Source organism: Parabacteroides caecihominis, from assembly GCF_023656785.1.
Taxonomy (GTDB): domain Bacteria; phylum Bacteroidota; class Bacteroidia; order Bacteroidales; family Tannerellaceae; genus Parabacteroides; species Parabacteroides segnis.
On record NZ_JAMOKS010000037.1, the window covers coordinates 52,015 to 65,207 of the forward strand.

The window sequence follows — 13,193 nt, forward strand, 5'->3', positions numbered from 1 at the left end:
AATGCAAAAAATTAAAAGTGAAACATTTATTTTTTGCTTTGGGGCACGGGGAAAGAACGGACTTCATGCAAGGCTTTTGCGTGGAATACGACCCGAAGGTGTGGAGATTGCGCGCAAAACCGTCAGGTTCAGCCTTGCTGCTTGTCCGTTTTTCCCCGTAGGTTTGCTAAAAAATGAGTGTGGAGCTTGGCTAAAAATCCGGTGGGTCAAAGGGGTTCTTTTTGCTTCTTTCTCTTTTCCCGCCCACGGCTCACCGAAAGAAAAAGAAGTGCGTCCGAAAATCGGGTCAATCCTTTCCCACGGGCGGGTAAAAAAAGAAGTCCGGGCGGATCGCTACCCGTCCCGGACTTCCGGCGATGAAACACAAGGGGGGGATGTTATGGCGTGATTTCCCCCGTTGCGATTAGGTTTCCGTCCGAATAATACGCTATCTTCCCGTAGGTAAACCCCATGTCGGGAATGGCTACGAAAGCGATATAGTCCGAATACTCCCTGCCTTTGAGGTTCTTTCCGACAAGGTTGTTGAATATCATGGGGATGCTATGACCGTCCCCGCTGTAAAGGACGGTTTTCCCGTTCTGTCTGATTTCCTGCTTCATGCCGTTTCCTTGAAAAGTGTCCCGTCGATAAGGTACTCCCAATTATTCCTGTGGCTCTCGTCCGTGAAATATTCCTCGCTCTCGCAATACTCGCAATCGTCACGGCACGAGCGGAAGAAGTTTTCCAGACAGTCACGCATGAGTTCCTTGAAATTCCGTGTGTCGGGCGAGCGCATGAAGTCCATGAGGGGCTGCAAGATGATTTCGTCCGACACAACGCCCGTGAAGGGGCATTCGCAAGTGACGGAGATACGGCTCCTGCGCCTTTTCTTGCGGTCTTTCGTCCAATAGACCTTGGGCTTGTACAACCCCGCATGGAAGTTGTTATAGAGGTAAGCCAGCAAGCGGACGCCTGAAAGTTCCTCCGTGTCCGCCTCGTGCTTGGTATAGAAACGGTAAGCGTATGTGCAACTGTCGTAACGGTAGTTTGTGCAGACGATACGAAAAAGATTGCAGAAGGCTTCGAGCGTGTCGCAGTTCTCGGAAGCATACGGGTAATCGTTTCCCTTGGCAAGCCAGTCGGTATAGGCTCTCTGACGGGCTTCGTCCTCCAGTTCCGCAATGCCGAATAGTGTATAGGTTCTTTGTACGGTTCGCATAAGTTTGAAAATTTGAAAGTTTGAAAATCGGTTTCTTTGCTATCTTTCTTTTTCGCTACGGCTCACGAAAGAAAGTAGCGGGCGGATTTCTCCGCCCTGCCCTTTGTCCTTAGGCTGCAATCTCTTCGGGTTGCGGTTGTTCCTCGGGTTGCGTTACCTTGCGCTCCCTTGCCCGTTCCTGCACCAAGAGGACGGCTTTCTTTTCCTCGATGCGCTGGTGACGCTTCTCGTACACCCCGTTGTACTCCCTTTCGATGTTGGCGAGTTCCTCCGGCATGTGCCTGCGTGCGAAGTCAAGCAAGAGGGTCGCCACGGTGTTGTTCCCGTACGCTCCCTTGAAGTTGGCTACAAGGAAGTCCCTGCGGATGATGGTCTTCATCCTCACGGTGAGGTTGCCGATAATCCCCATCTTGTCCTCGTCCGTGATATACTGCTTGTCTTCCGCAATCCCCACGGCTGCGAAGTGTTCCTTTCGGAGAGAGGACAGAAGGAAGAAGTACAACATGGTATCTTCATCGGCACTGAACTTACCGCCCGTGATGTCGGCTTCGAGGATTTGCTTCTTGGTGTCCTCCACCGTGCGTTCGAGTGCGATTTCCTTGTTGCGCTCGTCCTGCTTCTCCAATTTCTCCACGGGTGAGAGCGGTGCGGGTGCGGGCGTTCCGTCCGCTGTCTGCGCTTCGGTCATGTTCTCCACGTAACAGAATGTAATCTCCTTCTGCCCGATTTTGGCATAGACGGTGATTTCCCCCGCTCCGCTCCTGCGGGTGATTTCCTCCTCCTGCTCCATGTAGTCCGCCCATTGCTGCTCGTAGCGGGTGCGGGCTTCCCCGTAGCGTTCGGGGTCGTTGAAATTTTCGGCTTTGGGTTCTTTCGGGCAGCTTGGAAAGGCGGTGTACCTGTCAAGGGTCTCCACCTCGTAGCCCGAAGCGGTTAGCCGTTCTACCACCGTCTCGTTGGTAGTGTAGCGGTCACGGCAGAGCGACACCTCCGGCTGGTTCCGCATGATTTGCACGGCTCGCTCCATGAGGTAGGATGCGTTCATCTCGGCAAGGCACGTGCGGTTGGCGCAATGCCCGCACCCGCCATCACGGAACAACAGCAAGTTATTGGTGTTGTGTGCGCACGTGGCGCACTCGGTCTTGTCGAAGCGGTAGTATTGCAGGTCGGTGGTGAAGTTCTGCTCGATGCGCCTTGCGACATCGGCGGCTTTCAGTCCCCGCCAACTGTTGTACGTTCCCTCTTCCTGCAAATGTTTCTCGTACACCTCACGCTGAATGTCCTCCCCGTATCGGCAGATTTCAGCCGCCACGCTGATGGTGATTTCATCCGCATCCAAGAGGGCGGCGATTTCGGGGATAAGGGCGGTGAATTTCAGCCGTGTGCGGATATAGTTCTCGTTCTTTCCGAAGAGTTGCGCCAAGGTCTGCACGGTGTGGCGTCCGCTCTCGATAAGCCGCTGATAGGCTGCGGCTTCCTCCACAGGTGTCACGTCCTTGCGCTGCAAGTTCTCGGTAATCGCCATTTCCTCGGCTTCCTCGTCCGACAACTCGGTTACGATTGCGGGAATTTCGTCCCTGCCCGCAATGACGGACGCACGGTAACGACGTTCCCCGAAAACAATCCCGTAACGGTCTGTCCCGTCAACGGGGCGCACGGTGATGGGCTGCAACACGCCCTGCCGTTTGATGCTCTCGGCAAGTTCGTAAAGGGCTGCTTCATCGAAACGTTTGCGTGGGTTGAAGCCGCTCGGCTGAATGTCTGCCAATGCTACCATCGTGATGTTTTTCTCTGCTGCTGATTGATTTGCTTTTGTCTTCATAATCTGTTATTTTTAAGTTGATTGTTTATAGTTGTTCTTTTTGATTTTAATAAACCGTCCCGTTCGGGCAATCGGTTTCTTTGCTATCTTTCTTTCCCCGCTCCGGCTCACGAAAGAAAGTAGCAGGCGGAAAATCCGCCCTTACGGGGCTACCTGCGGTTATAGCATACGTTCGCGAACTTCTTTTTCTGCTCTACTGCCCGTTTGAGGGTGTAGAACGTGCCGCCTATGGCTACCGTATCGTAATAGACCATCAGAAAAGCGGAGTTTTCCAAAAGGTAGTCGTTACGGCGCAGGAAACAGCCCTCGGTATATCCGTCCTGCAAGGTTACCACTTCATCGGCTTGCGCCAAAATGGTGTCGTAACGCTGCTTGTCGGCTTGGGTGTACCGTTCGGCTTGTCCCTTGAAGGGGACAACGCATTTCAGACGGATATGCGGGTATCTCTTTTTGAGGTTCAATACTTCTTCTGCTGCGATAAGGTCGAAGCCCTCGCACATTCCCGACAAAAAGGTGTCGTAGCCTTTTTTGATGCAATAACTCTCGATGGCTACAAATGTATCGAACGCCACCTCCCTGAAGAGTTTCTCACGGTCTGCCGTGAACTTGGCTATACGGTTGGTGCGGTGTCCCGAAAAGGCTACCGTCTTTTCCTTGCTAACGGGTGTTCCGTTTTCTGTCAATGTCCTTGTTTCCATATCGGTAAATTTTAGAGTATTAAAAGAATGATTATCAAGATGAACACGAAGCCGACAAACAGACGCCACGCAAGGGCGAGAACAAGCCGTGCCACGAAGTAAAACAGAGCCACGACAAGAGACAAGGCGAAAAACCGCCCTGCGGTGGTGGTGAGGAAATAAACCACCGAAGCCCAAAGGATTAGGCGGTATATCCGTTTGTAAACAAGTACCGTTTTCATGTTCTTGGGTATTGTCGGGCGGATTGCTCCGCCCGTGGTTGTTTAATAGTTTCCTTTCGGGATATAGCGGTTATCAGCCAACAGCCGGAAAGTGTCGTAATCAGCCGTTCCCCGATAACTTAGGGACAGTTCAAAGGAGAGGTGTCCTTTCTCTATGTAGAAAGTGAAGCGCAAGCCGTTGCGGGTTATCGTCCCTTTCGCATAGTTTCTACGTTCCCAGCTTACGGGTTCGTTCTCGATACTTTTCAAGAAGTCGGCTACCTTTTTCGAGTTCTCCGCATTTTCCTGCTCCACCTGCCTGTATATCTGCGTGCAGTAGTTTATCCAATCGTTTATTTTCTTGGCGGTGAACACGCCGATATTGCACGGCTTTTCGTATTGGTTGCCCGCCCTTTCGATGTCGTAGCGGTTGACATACTCAAAATGTTCCATGTCGGTGGCTATCCTGTATTTGTTCTCTTTGTTTATCCTGTACACATGGAAACGGATGCCGTTGTACGTGAACTCTATGCGCACGCTGTAAAATGCGGGGTATTCACCGCTTACCACGTGGTAGCCGTATTCCGCTTGGGGTATGTACTTCCTTACCTCCTGCATGAGTGGAGACAGTTCTTTTTTTGCCTGTTCCACCTTCTCGGTAAACATAGCTTTTATGTTTAACCCGTTAAATTCCTTTTCTGATAATGTTTTCATCGTCTTATGTCTTTAGTGGGGCGGACTGCTCCGCCCGTTGGTTGATACTCTTGTTCCTTTGCCGTCCCGCTTAGGCTGCTGCGGGTTCGTTTATCGGTTCGGTTACCTTGTCGGCAATCATCTTCGCCGCCTTGTTCACGTCCCCCAATATCTCCACCAAAAAGGCGGGTTCTTCCTTTAGCTTGGTGAGCCAGTGTTTCAGATAGGCGGCGTTGTTCTCCTGCGGTACGGCTGCGTAGCCGAAGAACGCACCGCAAAGGGCTGCGGTAAGTTCCGCCACAAGTTCCTCACGGGCATAGAGCGCATCCCCGAAGAAGCTGCCGAACGTGCGGTTCAGCCGTTGGGGGCTTCCCGTGCTGTGCGCCATCTCGTGCAGGAGCGTGCCGTAATATTCCGCTCCCTGCGGGAACTGCTCACGCTGCGGGCAAATGATATGGTCGGAAGAGGGCGAATAGTAGGCACTGTCCGAATACTGCACCTTGATGGGGCAATACCAATTTTGCAGATAGACAAGCTCGTCCAACGCCTCGTAAATCATTCCGTCCGAATAGTCTTCGGGTTGCTCCCCCTTCTTCATACGCTCGTAGCGTTCGGGCTGCTTTTCGGCAAAATCGGTCTGGTCGATGTTGAAGACATTGTAATACTTCATCTGCGGGATGACCTTGTAATTTTCCTGCTCGGTTGCGGACAGTTTGCGGTATTCCTCGTACTTGATTGTCTTTTTCGTTTCCTTGTGTACCACGAACTTGAACCAATAATAGACGGGAAACGAGCGTGCGCCCTTGCAAACACTTAAATCCTCTTCCTTCGCTTGGTTGAACGTGAGGAACACGGGCAAAGTGAATTTCATGAACTCGGTGTAGAACAATAACATCAAGACATTTCCGCCGTTATAGAGCGTCCCTCTGATGTTGCGGGGCAAACCTTGTTCAAGGCTCGCAATCCACGGCTTTTGCCAATCCGTTTTCAAGCACTCGATTTTCTTGATTAACAAATCGGTGAACATCGGTGCAATCTTTTCGATGGTGCTGTTCGTTGTTGCCATAACTCACAAATTTTAATCGTTATTACTCTGTTTTCATCGCTTGTCGCCCCAACCAATTTTTTTCCCTTGGCTGATTGGGAAGAACATTGACCATCATTGATAGCGGAAAAGGTGAATTGCAACCATCTGAAAAAATGGTAAATACTACCCGCAGGGTGGAGATTTGGCATTTTTTGCGGATTTGCTTTCACCTCCGCCTACCTTCGTCAATGTTTTTCCAATCAGCTTAGGGAAAAAATGCCCTGTCAGTCTATTCCAGTCAATGGTAAGTTACTTGCCGGGTGCGCGGGAAGAAGAAGCCTTCCGGAGAGCCGGGAACGCCCGTTTCCCAAGGCAAGGAGATACGGGCGGGAGAAGTATATGTGAGCACGGTCAGGTTCCGGCTGCCGGACAAACACCGGGGAACTCTTTCGGGCGGGACGGACGGATGTGTTCCGTTTGTCCTTCCGCCCCGATGTCCGGCTTCGGCCATGCAGTCTCACGGAGTGGTCGGAAACGGACGCCGGGACGGGACAGCCCGTGCGCCAAGGTGTAAGCGCAAGACAGTGAAAGCCCTTTCACCCACGTTAGGGATTGCAGGGGAAAGCCCACAGCATAGCGAGGACTTGCAGCGGAAAGCCCGACCCGAAGGGGAACGCCCAAACAACCACCCGCAAAAACTGCTTTTAAGCATACCATAGAAAAAAAGGAAGACCGAATATTCCGAAGTTTCGCCCTTATGATATATATTTGTAATTGAGCGAAGATAATAGCGGAAAACGTGGATAATTACATATTATCGACCATAAAAAAGATTAACTAACTGATAAATAATTAAATGACTTAAATATGACGGATTTAAGAGATATCATATTGGAGAAGAAAGACCATTTGCCAAAACAAATCGGGAAGTTGGTCAACCGGCTGTATAACAAAATTAAAATTGATGGTTATTATCCTGACAATAAGAATGTAATAAAACTTAAAGAGTTCTCAACCGTAGAAATAAATAATTTTCTATTAGAATGTTTGGCGGAGTATGATAAAACTGAAAGACTATTTTGTGAGCATCATGATATTGTTGGCTTACGAGGAGTATGGGCAGTTTTGGCCTTCTCTAAAGAAGAGAATGTCTTAAGGTATTTCGACGAACTTATAGACAAATATATTCACGGCAAGCCGTTTTACTTACATTTTTTATTTGAATTATTTGGCTATTCGGAAATTCAGCACCCTTTATTCGATAAGATACGAAAGTATTATGATGAAATCTCCGACGATTTACCTGCATATATATTATTGAAAAACCTCAATATAGTGCCTTCGGATAAATATAATTGGTGTGTAACTGTTAAAATTACAACAGATGGAGAATGGATCATTCCCAGCCAACTTACCGATGAAGAAAAAGAGCAAAGATTTTCATTTGAAATGCGGTTGAGTAACCCGCGAACAATGGGAGATACCTACGAAATAGAAATCGAAAATACAGTATCCTCTCGAAAAAAACGAATTACTTTTTCAGATAGTGGTATTTGGGCAATTAGTGTTGATAAGACAGTATTTAGCACTACAAATTTATTAAATCTTAATAATTTTGTTTGTGAGGTAGAGAATTATTTTGGTATTCAATTCAATTTTGAAAAAATAGCATACTTATCAGTAAGCAAAGGCATAAACAAAAAACAAATAGAAAAGTGGGTGAAGAATAAATTTGTGATATAATATGGTCGATAACAAGCGGCTTAACCTCCCCTGAATGGTCGGTTAGCCACAAAACATTACCGTTCATAAAAAATAAATGGAATGAATAAAATAGAGTCATTTAAATATATTCGCCCAATTTCTCCGGGTACAACATCATGTTACTCTGTTGGAGATATTCTTCCTATTGAGATTTCATGGGAATGTAATGGAAAGGTGTATAATCGGAAACAAGAAAAAGGTGGTTTGTGCGCTATTTTATTAGAACATGATAATGTAGTCGGTGTTGTTGAGAATCCATATACAGGTGGATTCAATTTAGCTTATGTATTGAACGGAGCAAATCAGGTAGTTTGGAATGTGTCTGATTTGTTTATTGCTACTTACGGGAATCTATATTATGGTAGAGCACTACATTTCGTTGATGTGAGAGTTGAAAATGGAATTTTATACTTTTTCATCAATATATCAAATTGCGATTTTCGCTTTTCAATTAATGTAAAAACAGGAGAAATAGGGCAATTAATAGAAACAAGATAACAGAACGATAACAATCGGCTAAACCTCCCTTAATGGTCGGTTAGCCACCGGACATTATCAATCAATAGAAATTTATGAGCATTGGAATTGTAAATAAATTAGATACTCCTTGGGGATTTACAAAAGATATACAACAAGATAACTGGCATATTCAATACACAAATTTGAATGAAATATGCCAAGGTGGTCCTCTGGTTGGCAATCTTATCGTAAATGGGCAGAAAGTCTTTTGTGACAAACGCTTTGGAGGTCCATTATTGTATCACGAAAATTTAGTATTTATTCCAATGTATATTCGTAAATTTTGTATTTCAGGATTTATGCTATCTGTAATAGAACTTAATTCCATGCGATTAATACGGGTAAAAGACATTTATGATTTAGTATATCTTGATAGTATTAATGAAAATGAAATACTATTCTATAAAGATATAGATAGAACTAAATTACATAGAAAGAAGATTGATAACAAATGGCTTAACATCTAAATAATAAGTTAGACACCGAACATTATAATAAATAAAAATCAAAGCATTATGGCAAAATATGAGTTGGGGGCAATTTATAAAATTAATGGTCGAAATGGTGAATTATATTATGTAAGACTTTTGACAAACGAATGTTATGGCGTTTTTTCATCATTAGAAGGCGAACTGAATGAAGAGACATTTGCTCAAACCCATTATCGTCTCTATTTTAGCTGTAACTCTTTTCCTATAAAACGAGGTATATGGGGAAAAGTCGTATCATCTCCAGACAGTACAGATATTGCGCGGTGGCAACGCCCTCAATATTTAGCTAATTTTGCTAATTTCAACATGAAATTATTTCTTGATCAATGCAGAGTTTTTCATGAAGATGGGAACCTTTATCAATGTGAAAGTAAAGAGGAGTTTATTAGATTAGTAAAATCTGGTAAGATTTTATTTTGTTTTAATACTTATAAAATTATACCAGACTTTCTAATGAGGTATTACAAGGATTTCCCTAATAGCTATATTGTAAATAAAGATTTTATCCATAGTGGAACTTTAGAATACCAAAAAGAACAAACAAATGTATTAAAAGAATTAGGCTTTGATATTGGAAACTTATTATAACAAGCGGCTGAACATTCCTATAAAGGTTAGTTAGCCACCAAACATTAGTGTTTAACATGATGAATGAAAAATTACAAGATAAAGTCGTTGCTATTGAATTGGCTGGAAATAATATATTTATAGCCAATGATAATGACAATTTTAAGAATGAACTTATCAGTATTGGATTTGAAAAAGTAGAACCATACTATTCTATTTCAATGCCTACTGGCGATGTAGAAAAGCGAGCAGTTCTTTTTCAAAAGTTAATAGAAATCGGAACATTATTTTCCGATGCCAAGGATTGGTCGCCCTCTGAAATAGTTAGACATTACCGTGATAAAGGTTTAATAAGAGGTAATTATCTTAGGATAGCATGGAGAAATAAACAAGATCTTAATATTACTACTGAATAGGTTCTTAAAATTACAAGGAATAAATAATATGAAGTTATGATTGCCGACAATAAAGAAATAAAAAAGAGGATTATAGAGCTTCAAGCAAAGCTCAACATTATTTTTCCGCAACTTTACATTGATTTTCTGGCTAAAATCAATGATGGTGATGTGTATGAAGTGGATGATTCGGGTATATGTCTGTATTCATACTCTGATTTAGAGGAAAGAAATCAAACATATCAAATAAAAGACTTTGAGCCAAATTATTTTATGATAGGACAAGATGGGGATTTAGGGTACTTCATAAATGTCGGTAACCCCACTGATAATTCTATATATTCAAATGATTTAGGCGCTTTGGGTTCTTTGGAAATGGAAAAGGAATCAAACAATATCTTTGATTTCATAGGTCAAAATGAAAAATAAATACTAACACGCACCTCAATTGCCCATAAAGGTCGATTAGCTGCCAGACATCATGAACTCTAAAAAAACAATAATATGAGAACTGAAATTTTACAGTTGAAAGATTTAGGTCGTATGCCTAATGAAAGCATCAATGATCCAGATAACATTGTTGAAGTTATACGTTCTTATGATGAATTATTAAAGCGAATACAACTCCCCATATCATTTGATGAAGCTGAAGTATTGGTACAAATTTTTCCCGAGAGTTCTTTTTATGATTTGCAGTGGGACTTATTAAAACTGGTGGAATCTGTCATACGTATTGATGATGGCGACAAATATATCCAGTTAATAAACGCCTGTCCAAGTCAAGAATGGAAAGGTGTTCTAAACATTCGCTATAAAAATTATAAAAAGGAGAATATGGAATTTTAAGACCTACAAAAGCCCGACCCGAAGGGGAACGCCCAAACAACCGCCCGCAAAAACTGCTTTTAAGCATACCATAGAAAAAAAGGAAGACCGAACGCTCCGAAGTTTCGCCCTTATATATATATTTGTAATTGAGCGAAGATATACAGCGGAAAACGTATATAATTACATGTTATCTATTTAATAATAAGCATAAAACTATGAGATTCTTAAAAATTATGGGAATATTTACTTCTATCTTAAGTTTATTGAGTTGCGGGCATGGGAATAAACGAGTGACGCAAAACGACGGTATAAACTCCAATATCCCGGTTGCTGCCCGGATTACGATAGACAAACTGCCGGATGTATTGAGAAACGTGCAGGCAGGAAATACTGATTATGATTTTATAGGTATTTGTTCCAATGGTGTGGACTGCATCTACTTTGTGCTGGAGAACGGAAAGTTTTACATAGATTTTGAAGCTATGGGTAAAGAGCAGCTTCCCTACATAGATACCTTGAAACAGTTCGCAAAGGAACATAATTATCCTATTGTCGAAACAACCTATAACAATACTCCGGTCGATTACGAGCATCTGAAATACGCTCCCGTCCTTAGCCTGAAAGTCCATGCTGACATAGACAGTATCGTAAAGGTCGGAAGCCAGATTGAGCATACCATTTTCAGGAACAATGAGCGAACCGTTTACGAAATAGTGCCTTGATTTTGCCAATAAAGACATTAAGATTTAGATAACAAACAGCACTGCCGCTTAAAGCGAAGCGCTGCCAAGCATCATCTACATAAGAATATGAGAACATTCGCCATAATCCTGCTTTTAGCAAGCCTGTTTGCCGCAAGTTGCGGAGAGCCGCCCATGCCGCCGAGCGACGAGGAAATGATACGCCACTTCGCCACGCACGAGGCGGCGTTCCGCAAGGTGTACGAAATCATGGCAGAGAGTTCAGAAGGCAGTTTCCACTATCCGCCGCTTTCTCCGGAAGAGGTCATTATACTTGATTCAACAGAGCAAAGCGATACATCCCATGAAACGAATGACGAACAAGACCTCCCGGTATATGGGCTGCTGAAGCCAGACCGAATACAGCTCGATTCCTTGTTGTCAGAGATTGGATGCGGTCTTGTCCTTGTTGACCGCAGGGAATGGGAAACGGCGGATTCGGTATATGTGAGCCTCGTTATGCCGTACTATTCCCACGGCATCGTGGATGCGGGAACGTCCAAGAGTTTCATTTACGATCCCGGATTGGAAAGCCGCCGGAACATCCGTATCACCGAACACGGCGACCTGAACGAGATCTATCGCAGGACGTACAACGACACCACGCTGTACAAGCCCGTCAGGGAAGGCTGGTACATTGAGTTAGACCATTCACGATAACCTGCAAAGAGGGACGCATGAGGATATTCCAATACATGCGCCGATTCTTCCAGATGATGACAAGGATGCGTAAGGTCATCCATATCGTTTCTATGACCTGTCGGCATGAACAACGCAAGAACGGGCTGGTTCCGGTGGAATCCTACAAACGGGAAACAGACCGGAATCTCTGGATACGCAGCATAGGAACCCGTCATTCCACACGGTACAGCATCGTTCTTTTTACAGCTGGATGATGGTATTGCAGCCGCCCTTTGGACTTCCCGATCTGAATGACATTCCGGGGACACCAGTGTACGCAAGCATGGCAAGCCTCGCAACCGGTTCCCCACCGGGGCACTCCGTTTTTCAGCGTAATATTGTTCACGGGACATACACGTTCGCAGACACCACATCCCATACAACCATTTTCCAAGGAGAAGTTCAAGTGCGAGCGACTGAAAAAAGCATTGAACAGCCCTTTGTGCAACAGATCCGATAACCTGCAATACGGGAAAGGCTTTTTCCGTTTGCCTTTTTTCAAGTCGTCGATTATTCGTGAAGTGTAAAGCTCCGCCCGTTCCAGTATCTTCGTCCTCCTTACTGAAGATACCTCGTATTCCTTCAGGCAGTTCCCTACGGTGGGCAGGTTGTAGCCATAGTCCAGACGCACGCCTTTGCCGGACATGATTTTGTCCACAACGGACACCGCACAGCCCTTGTACGTGTAATATGTGCCTATGGAGAAATAGTACACGCCTTTCCTGAACGGATAACTTTCCAAGAACCGGCGGACAATGCCGGGCAGTCCGCCCATATATACGGGGAATATAAAACCTACGATTCGGGAGTCCGATGCGGTGATTCCAGCTGACGGTGTCATTCTGAACAGCCCGGCTCCTCCAAAAGCCGCCGCAATATCCTGCGACAATTTCAGGCTGTTGCCTGTGGCGGAGAAATAATAGATGGATATTTCTTTGTCGTTTGCCGTTTTGCTTTTATAGTCCATAACATTTATTTTTGCGACAGCAAAGTTAGTAGGTCTCTTTAAAAAAAAGAAGAACTGTCTTGGTTATCAGTAACTTACATTTAGGTTAGTTTTCCTGTATATCAATTTGTTGGATAAAAGAAAAATGAGAAAAAAGTTAGATTACGATTATTGTTCTGCTTCCCCTATACTGGAATGGCTGGGTGACAAATGGGCTTTAGTTGTCTTATTGAAGCTACATGAGAATGAAGTAATACGTTTCAATGAACTATACAAAACAATCCCCTCTATATCGGAAAAGATGCTATCTACTGTTTTGCGGTCATTGGTAACGGACGGATTGGTAAATAGAAAAATATATCCCACAGTTCCACCCAAAGTGGAATATTATGTATCTGAATTTGGAGAAACTTTAATCCCTTATTTAGAGCAGTTGAAACAATGGGGGCAAGAAAATTTTGAAACGATAATGGAAAATAGACGGAAAAATAAGTATTGAAATGACTTGTCCTAAAATAGCTTTACACAGTAATAACTATAAAAAGTGTACAAGTTATGATTAGACGAGAAAGGAAATTCTATTCAGAAGAATTCCGTGAGCGTGTTTTGACTGCTTACTACAAC

20 protein-coding genes are annotated in these 13,193 nt (G+C 44.3%); 13 read left to right on the top strand and 7 right to left on the bottom strand.

Translation table 11 applies throughout. The features are described 5' to 3' along the window. Nucleotide 1 precedes the first annotated feature (1 nt). Complete coding sequence (locus NBH14_RS23485; protein ID WP_118430350.1) at nucleotides 2–388, top strand: hypothetical protein; 387 nt, start codon at nucleotides 2–4, stop codon at nucleotides 386–388. Here the strand turns inward: NBH14_RS23485 and NBH14_RS23490 are convergent. The 6 genes from NBH14_RS23490 to NBH14_RS23515 form a co-directional block, all read right to left on the bottom strand. Then, nucleotides 378–599, bottom strand: a complete 222-nt coding sequence (locus NBH14_RS23490) for a DUF7688 family protein (RefSeq protein WP_004326125.1) — start codon at nucleotides 597–599, stop codon at nucleotides 378–380. The genes NBH14_RS23485 and NBH14_RS23490 overlap by 11 nt on opposite strands. Next, a complete protein-coding gene (locus NBH14_RS23495; RefSeq protein ID WP_004326128.1) occupies nucleotides 596–1,198 on the bottom strand; it encodes a hypothetical protein in 603 nt (200 codons plus the stop codon). Before NBH14_RS23495 ends, NBH14_RS23490 begins: the two co-directional genes overlap by 4 nt. Nucleotides 1,199–1,307: 109 nt before the next feature. Further along, entirely contained in the window at nucleotides 1,308–3,020 is a 1,713-nt protein-coding gene (locus NBH14_RS23500) for a ParB/RepB/Spo0J family partition protein (protein WP_250817797.1), read from the bottom strand. Between the two features lie 149 nt (nucleotides 3,021–3,169). Then, a complete protein-coding gene (locus NBH14_RS23505; RefSeq protein WP_118940676.1) occupies nucleotides 3,170–3,718 on the bottom strand; it encodes an SLOG family protein in 549 nt (182 codons plus the stop codon). Nucleotides 3,719–3,981: 263 nt separating this feature from the next. Then, the gene (locus NBH14_RS23510; protein ID WP_118940675.1) at nucleotides 3,982–4,632 is read right to left on the bottom strand and encodes a hypothetical protein; all 651 of its coding nucleotides are present in this window, start codon (nucleotides 4,630–4,632) and stop codon (nucleotides 3,982–3,984) included. A gap of 70 nt (nucleotides 4,633–4,702) precedes the next feature. After that, nucleotides 4,703–5,677 carry an ArdC family protein gene (locus NBH14_RS23515; protein ID WP_118940674.1) on the bottom strand — a complete coding sequence of 325 codons (975 nt, stop codon included), beginning with the start codon at nucleotides 5,675–5,677 and terminating at the stop codon, nucleotides 4,703–4,705. A gap of 281 nt (nucleotides 5,678–5,958) precedes the next feature. Here NBH14_RS23515 and NBH14_RS23520 point away from each other — a divergent pair, with 281 nt between their 5' ends. The 11 genes from NBH14_RS23520 (at nucleotide 5,959) to NBH14_RS23570 (ending at nucleotide 11,838) form a co-directional block, all read left to right on the top strand. Beyond that, on the top strand, nucleotides 5,959–6,357 hold the full coding sequence (locus NBH14_RS23520; protein ID WP_250817798.1) for a hypothetical protein: 399 nt from the start codon (nucleotides 5,959–5,961) through the stop codon (nucleotides 6,355–6,357). Nucleotides 6,358–6,505: 148 nt separating this feature from the next. Then, nucleotides 6,506–7,381 (top strand): molybdopterin-synthase small subunit, encoded by an 876-nt coding sequence (locus NBH14_RS23525; RefSeq protein WP_117926101.1) that lies wholly within the window; start codon nucleotides 6,506–6,508, stop codon nucleotides 7,379–7,381. 81 nt (nucleotides 7,382–7,462) lie between these two features. Further along, complete coding sequence (locus tag NBH14_RS23530; RefSeq protein ID WP_032581449.1) at nucleotides 7,463–7,900, top strand: hypothetical protein; 438 nt, start codon at nucleotides 7,463–7,465, stop codon at nucleotides 7,898–7,900. 74 nt (nucleotides 7,901–7,974) lie between these two features. Next, complete coding sequence (locus NBH14_RS23535) at nucleotides 7,975–8,388, top strand: hypothetical protein (RefSeq protein ID WP_009017698.1); 414 nt, start codon at nucleotides 7,975–7,977, stop codon at nucleotides 8,386–8,388. A 48-nt stretch (nucleotides 8,389–8,436) separates the two neighbouring features. After that, entirely contained in the window at nucleotides 8,437–9,000 is a 564-nt protein-coding gene (locus tag NBH14_RS23540) for a hypothetical protein (protein ID WP_004319187.1), read from the top strand. A gap of 56 nt (nucleotides 9,001–9,056) precedes the next feature. Next, a complete protein-coding gene (locus NBH14_RS23545) occupies nucleotides 9,057–9,395 on the top strand; it encodes a hypothetical protein (protein ID WP_050441492.1) in 339 nt (112 codons plus the stop codon). A 36-nt stretch (nucleotides 9,396–9,431) separates the two neighbouring features. After that, nucleotides 9,432–9,803 carry an SMI1/KNR4 family protein gene (locus tag NBH14_RS23550; protein WP_029427320.1) on the top strand — a complete coding sequence of 124 codons (372 nt, stop codon included), beginning with the start codon at nucleotides 9,432–9,434 and terminating at the stop codon, nucleotides 9,801–9,803. Between the two features lie 75 nt (nucleotides 9,804–9,878). Beyond that, nucleotides 9,879–10,220 (top strand): hypothetical protein, encoded by a 342-nt coding sequence (locus NBH14_RS23555; RefSeq protein WP_029427319.1) that lies wholly within the window; start codon nucleotides 9,879–9,881, stop codon nucleotides 10,218–10,220. 197 nt (nucleotides 10,221–10,417) lie between these two features. Next, entirely contained in the window at nucleotides 10,418–10,924 is a 507-nt protein-coding gene (locus NBH14_RS23560) for a hypothetical protein (protein WP_117978523.1), read from the top strand. Nucleotides 10,925–11,011: 87 nt separating this feature from the next. Beyond that, complete coding sequence (locus NBH14_RS23565; protein ID WP_032581693.1) at nucleotides 11,012–11,602, top strand: DUF4948 family protein; 591 nt, start codon at nucleotides 11,012–11,014, stop codon at nucleotides 11,600–11,602. Nucleotides 11,603–11,619: 17 nt separating this feature from the next. Then, nucleotides 11,620–11,838 carry a hypothetical protein gene (locus NBH14_RS23570; protein ID WP_173023019.1) on the top strand — a complete coding sequence of 73 codons (219 nt, stop codon included), beginning with the start codon at nucleotides 11,620–11,622 and terminating at the stop codon, nucleotides 11,836–11,838. Here the strand turns inward: NBH14_RS23570 and NBH14_RS23575 are convergent. Then, the gene (locus NBH14_RS23575; RefSeq protein WP_004326137.1) at nucleotides 11,796–12,590 is read right to left on the bottom strand and encodes an EFR1 family ferrodoxin; all 795 of its coding nucleotides are present in this window, start codon (nucleotides 12,588–12,590) and stop codon (nucleotides 11,796–11,798) included. The two genes, NBH14_RS23570 and NBH14_RS23575, sit on opposite strands and share 43 nt — an antisense overlap. 124 nt (nucleotides 12,591–12,714) lie before the next feature. Between NBH14_RS23575 and NBH14_RS23580 the strand changes: the two genes are divergently transcribed. Beyond that, nucleotides 12,715–13,068, top strand: a complete 354-nt coding sequence (locus NBH14_RS23580; protein WP_004326138.1) for a winged helix-turn-helix transcriptional regulator — start codon at nucleotides 12,715–12,717, stop codon at nucleotides 13,066–13,068. Nucleotides 13,069–13,193: the final 125 nt, after the last annotated feature.

Bases quoted from the DNA above. Each gene is read 5' to 3' on its own strand.
- NBH14_RS23515 (WP_118940674.1), bottom strand. From the start codon at position 5,677: ATGGCAACAACGAACAGCACCATCGAAAAGATTGCACCGATGTTCACC.
- NBH14_RS23525 (WP_117926101.1), top strand. From the start codon at position 6,506: ATGACGGATTTAAGAGATATCATATTGGAGAAGAAAGACCATTTGCCA.
- NBH14_RS23495 (WP_004326128.1), bottom strand. From the start codon at position 1,198: ATGCGAACCGTACAAAGAACCTATACACTATTCGGCATTGCGGAACTG.
- NBH14_RS23560 (WP_117978523.1), top strand. From the start codon at position 10,418: ATGAGATTCTTAAAAATTATGGGAATATTTACTTCTATCTTAAGTTTA.
- NBH14_RS23510 (WP_118940675.1), bottom strand. From the start codon at position 4,632: ATGAAAACATTATCAGAAAAGGAATTTAACGGGTTAAACATAAAAGCT.
- NBH14_RS23530 (WP_032581449.1), top strand. From the start codon at position 7,463: ATGAATAAAATAGAGTCATTTAAATATATTCGCCCAATTTCTCCGGGT.
- NBH14_RS23490 (WP_004326125.1), bottom strand. From the start codon at position 599: ATGAAGCAGGAAATCAGACAGAACGGGAAAACCGTCCTTTACAGCGGG.
- NBH14_RS23580 (WP_004326138.1), top strand. From the start codon at position 12,715: ATGAGAAAAAAGTTAGATTACGATTATTGTTCTGCTTCCCCTATACTG.
- NBH14_RS23565 (WP_032581693.1), top strand. From the start codon at position 11,012: ATGAGAACATTCGCCATAATCCTGCTTTTAGCAAGCCTGTTTGCCGCA.
- NBH14_RS23545 (WP_050441492.1), top strand. From the start codon at position 9,057: ATGATGAATGAAAAATTACAAGATAAAGTCGTTGCTATTGAATTGGCT.
- NBH14_RS23485 (WP_118430350.1), top strand. From the start codon at position 2: ATGCAAAAAATTAAAAGTGAAACATTTATTTTTTGCTTTGGGGCACGG.
- NBH14_RS23505 (WP_118940676.1), bottom strand. From the start codon at position 3,718: ATGGAAACAAGGACATTGACAGAAAACGGAACACCCGTTAGCAAGGAA.
- NBH14_RS23555 (WP_029427319.1), top strand. From the start codon at position 9,879: ATGAGAACTGAAATTTTACAGTTGAAAGATTTAGGTCGTATGCCTAAT.
- NBH14_RS23550 (WP_029427320.1), top strand. From the start codon at position 9,432: ATGATTGCCGACAATAAAGAAATAAAAAAGAGGATTATAGAGCTTCAA.
- NBH14_RS23500 (WP_250817797.1), bottom strand. From the start codon at position 3,020: ATGAAGACAAAAGCAAATCAATCAGCAGCAGAGAAAAACATCACGATG.
- NBH14_RS23535 (WP_009017698.1), top strand. From the start codon at position 7,975: ATGAGCATTGGAATTGTAAATAAATTAGATACTCCTTGGGGATTTACA.
- NBH14_RS23575 (WP_004326137.1), bottom strand. From the start codon at position 12,590: ATGGACTATAAAAGCAAAACGGCAAACGACAAAGAAATATCCATCTAT.
- NBH14_RS23570 (WP_173023019.1), top strand. From the start codon at position 11,620: ATGAGGATATTCCAATACATGCGCCGATTCTTCCAGATGATGACAAGG.
- NBH14_RS23540 (WP_004319187.1), top strand. From the start codon at position 8,437: ATGGCAAAATATGAGTTGGGGGCAATTTATAAAATTAATGGTCGAAAT.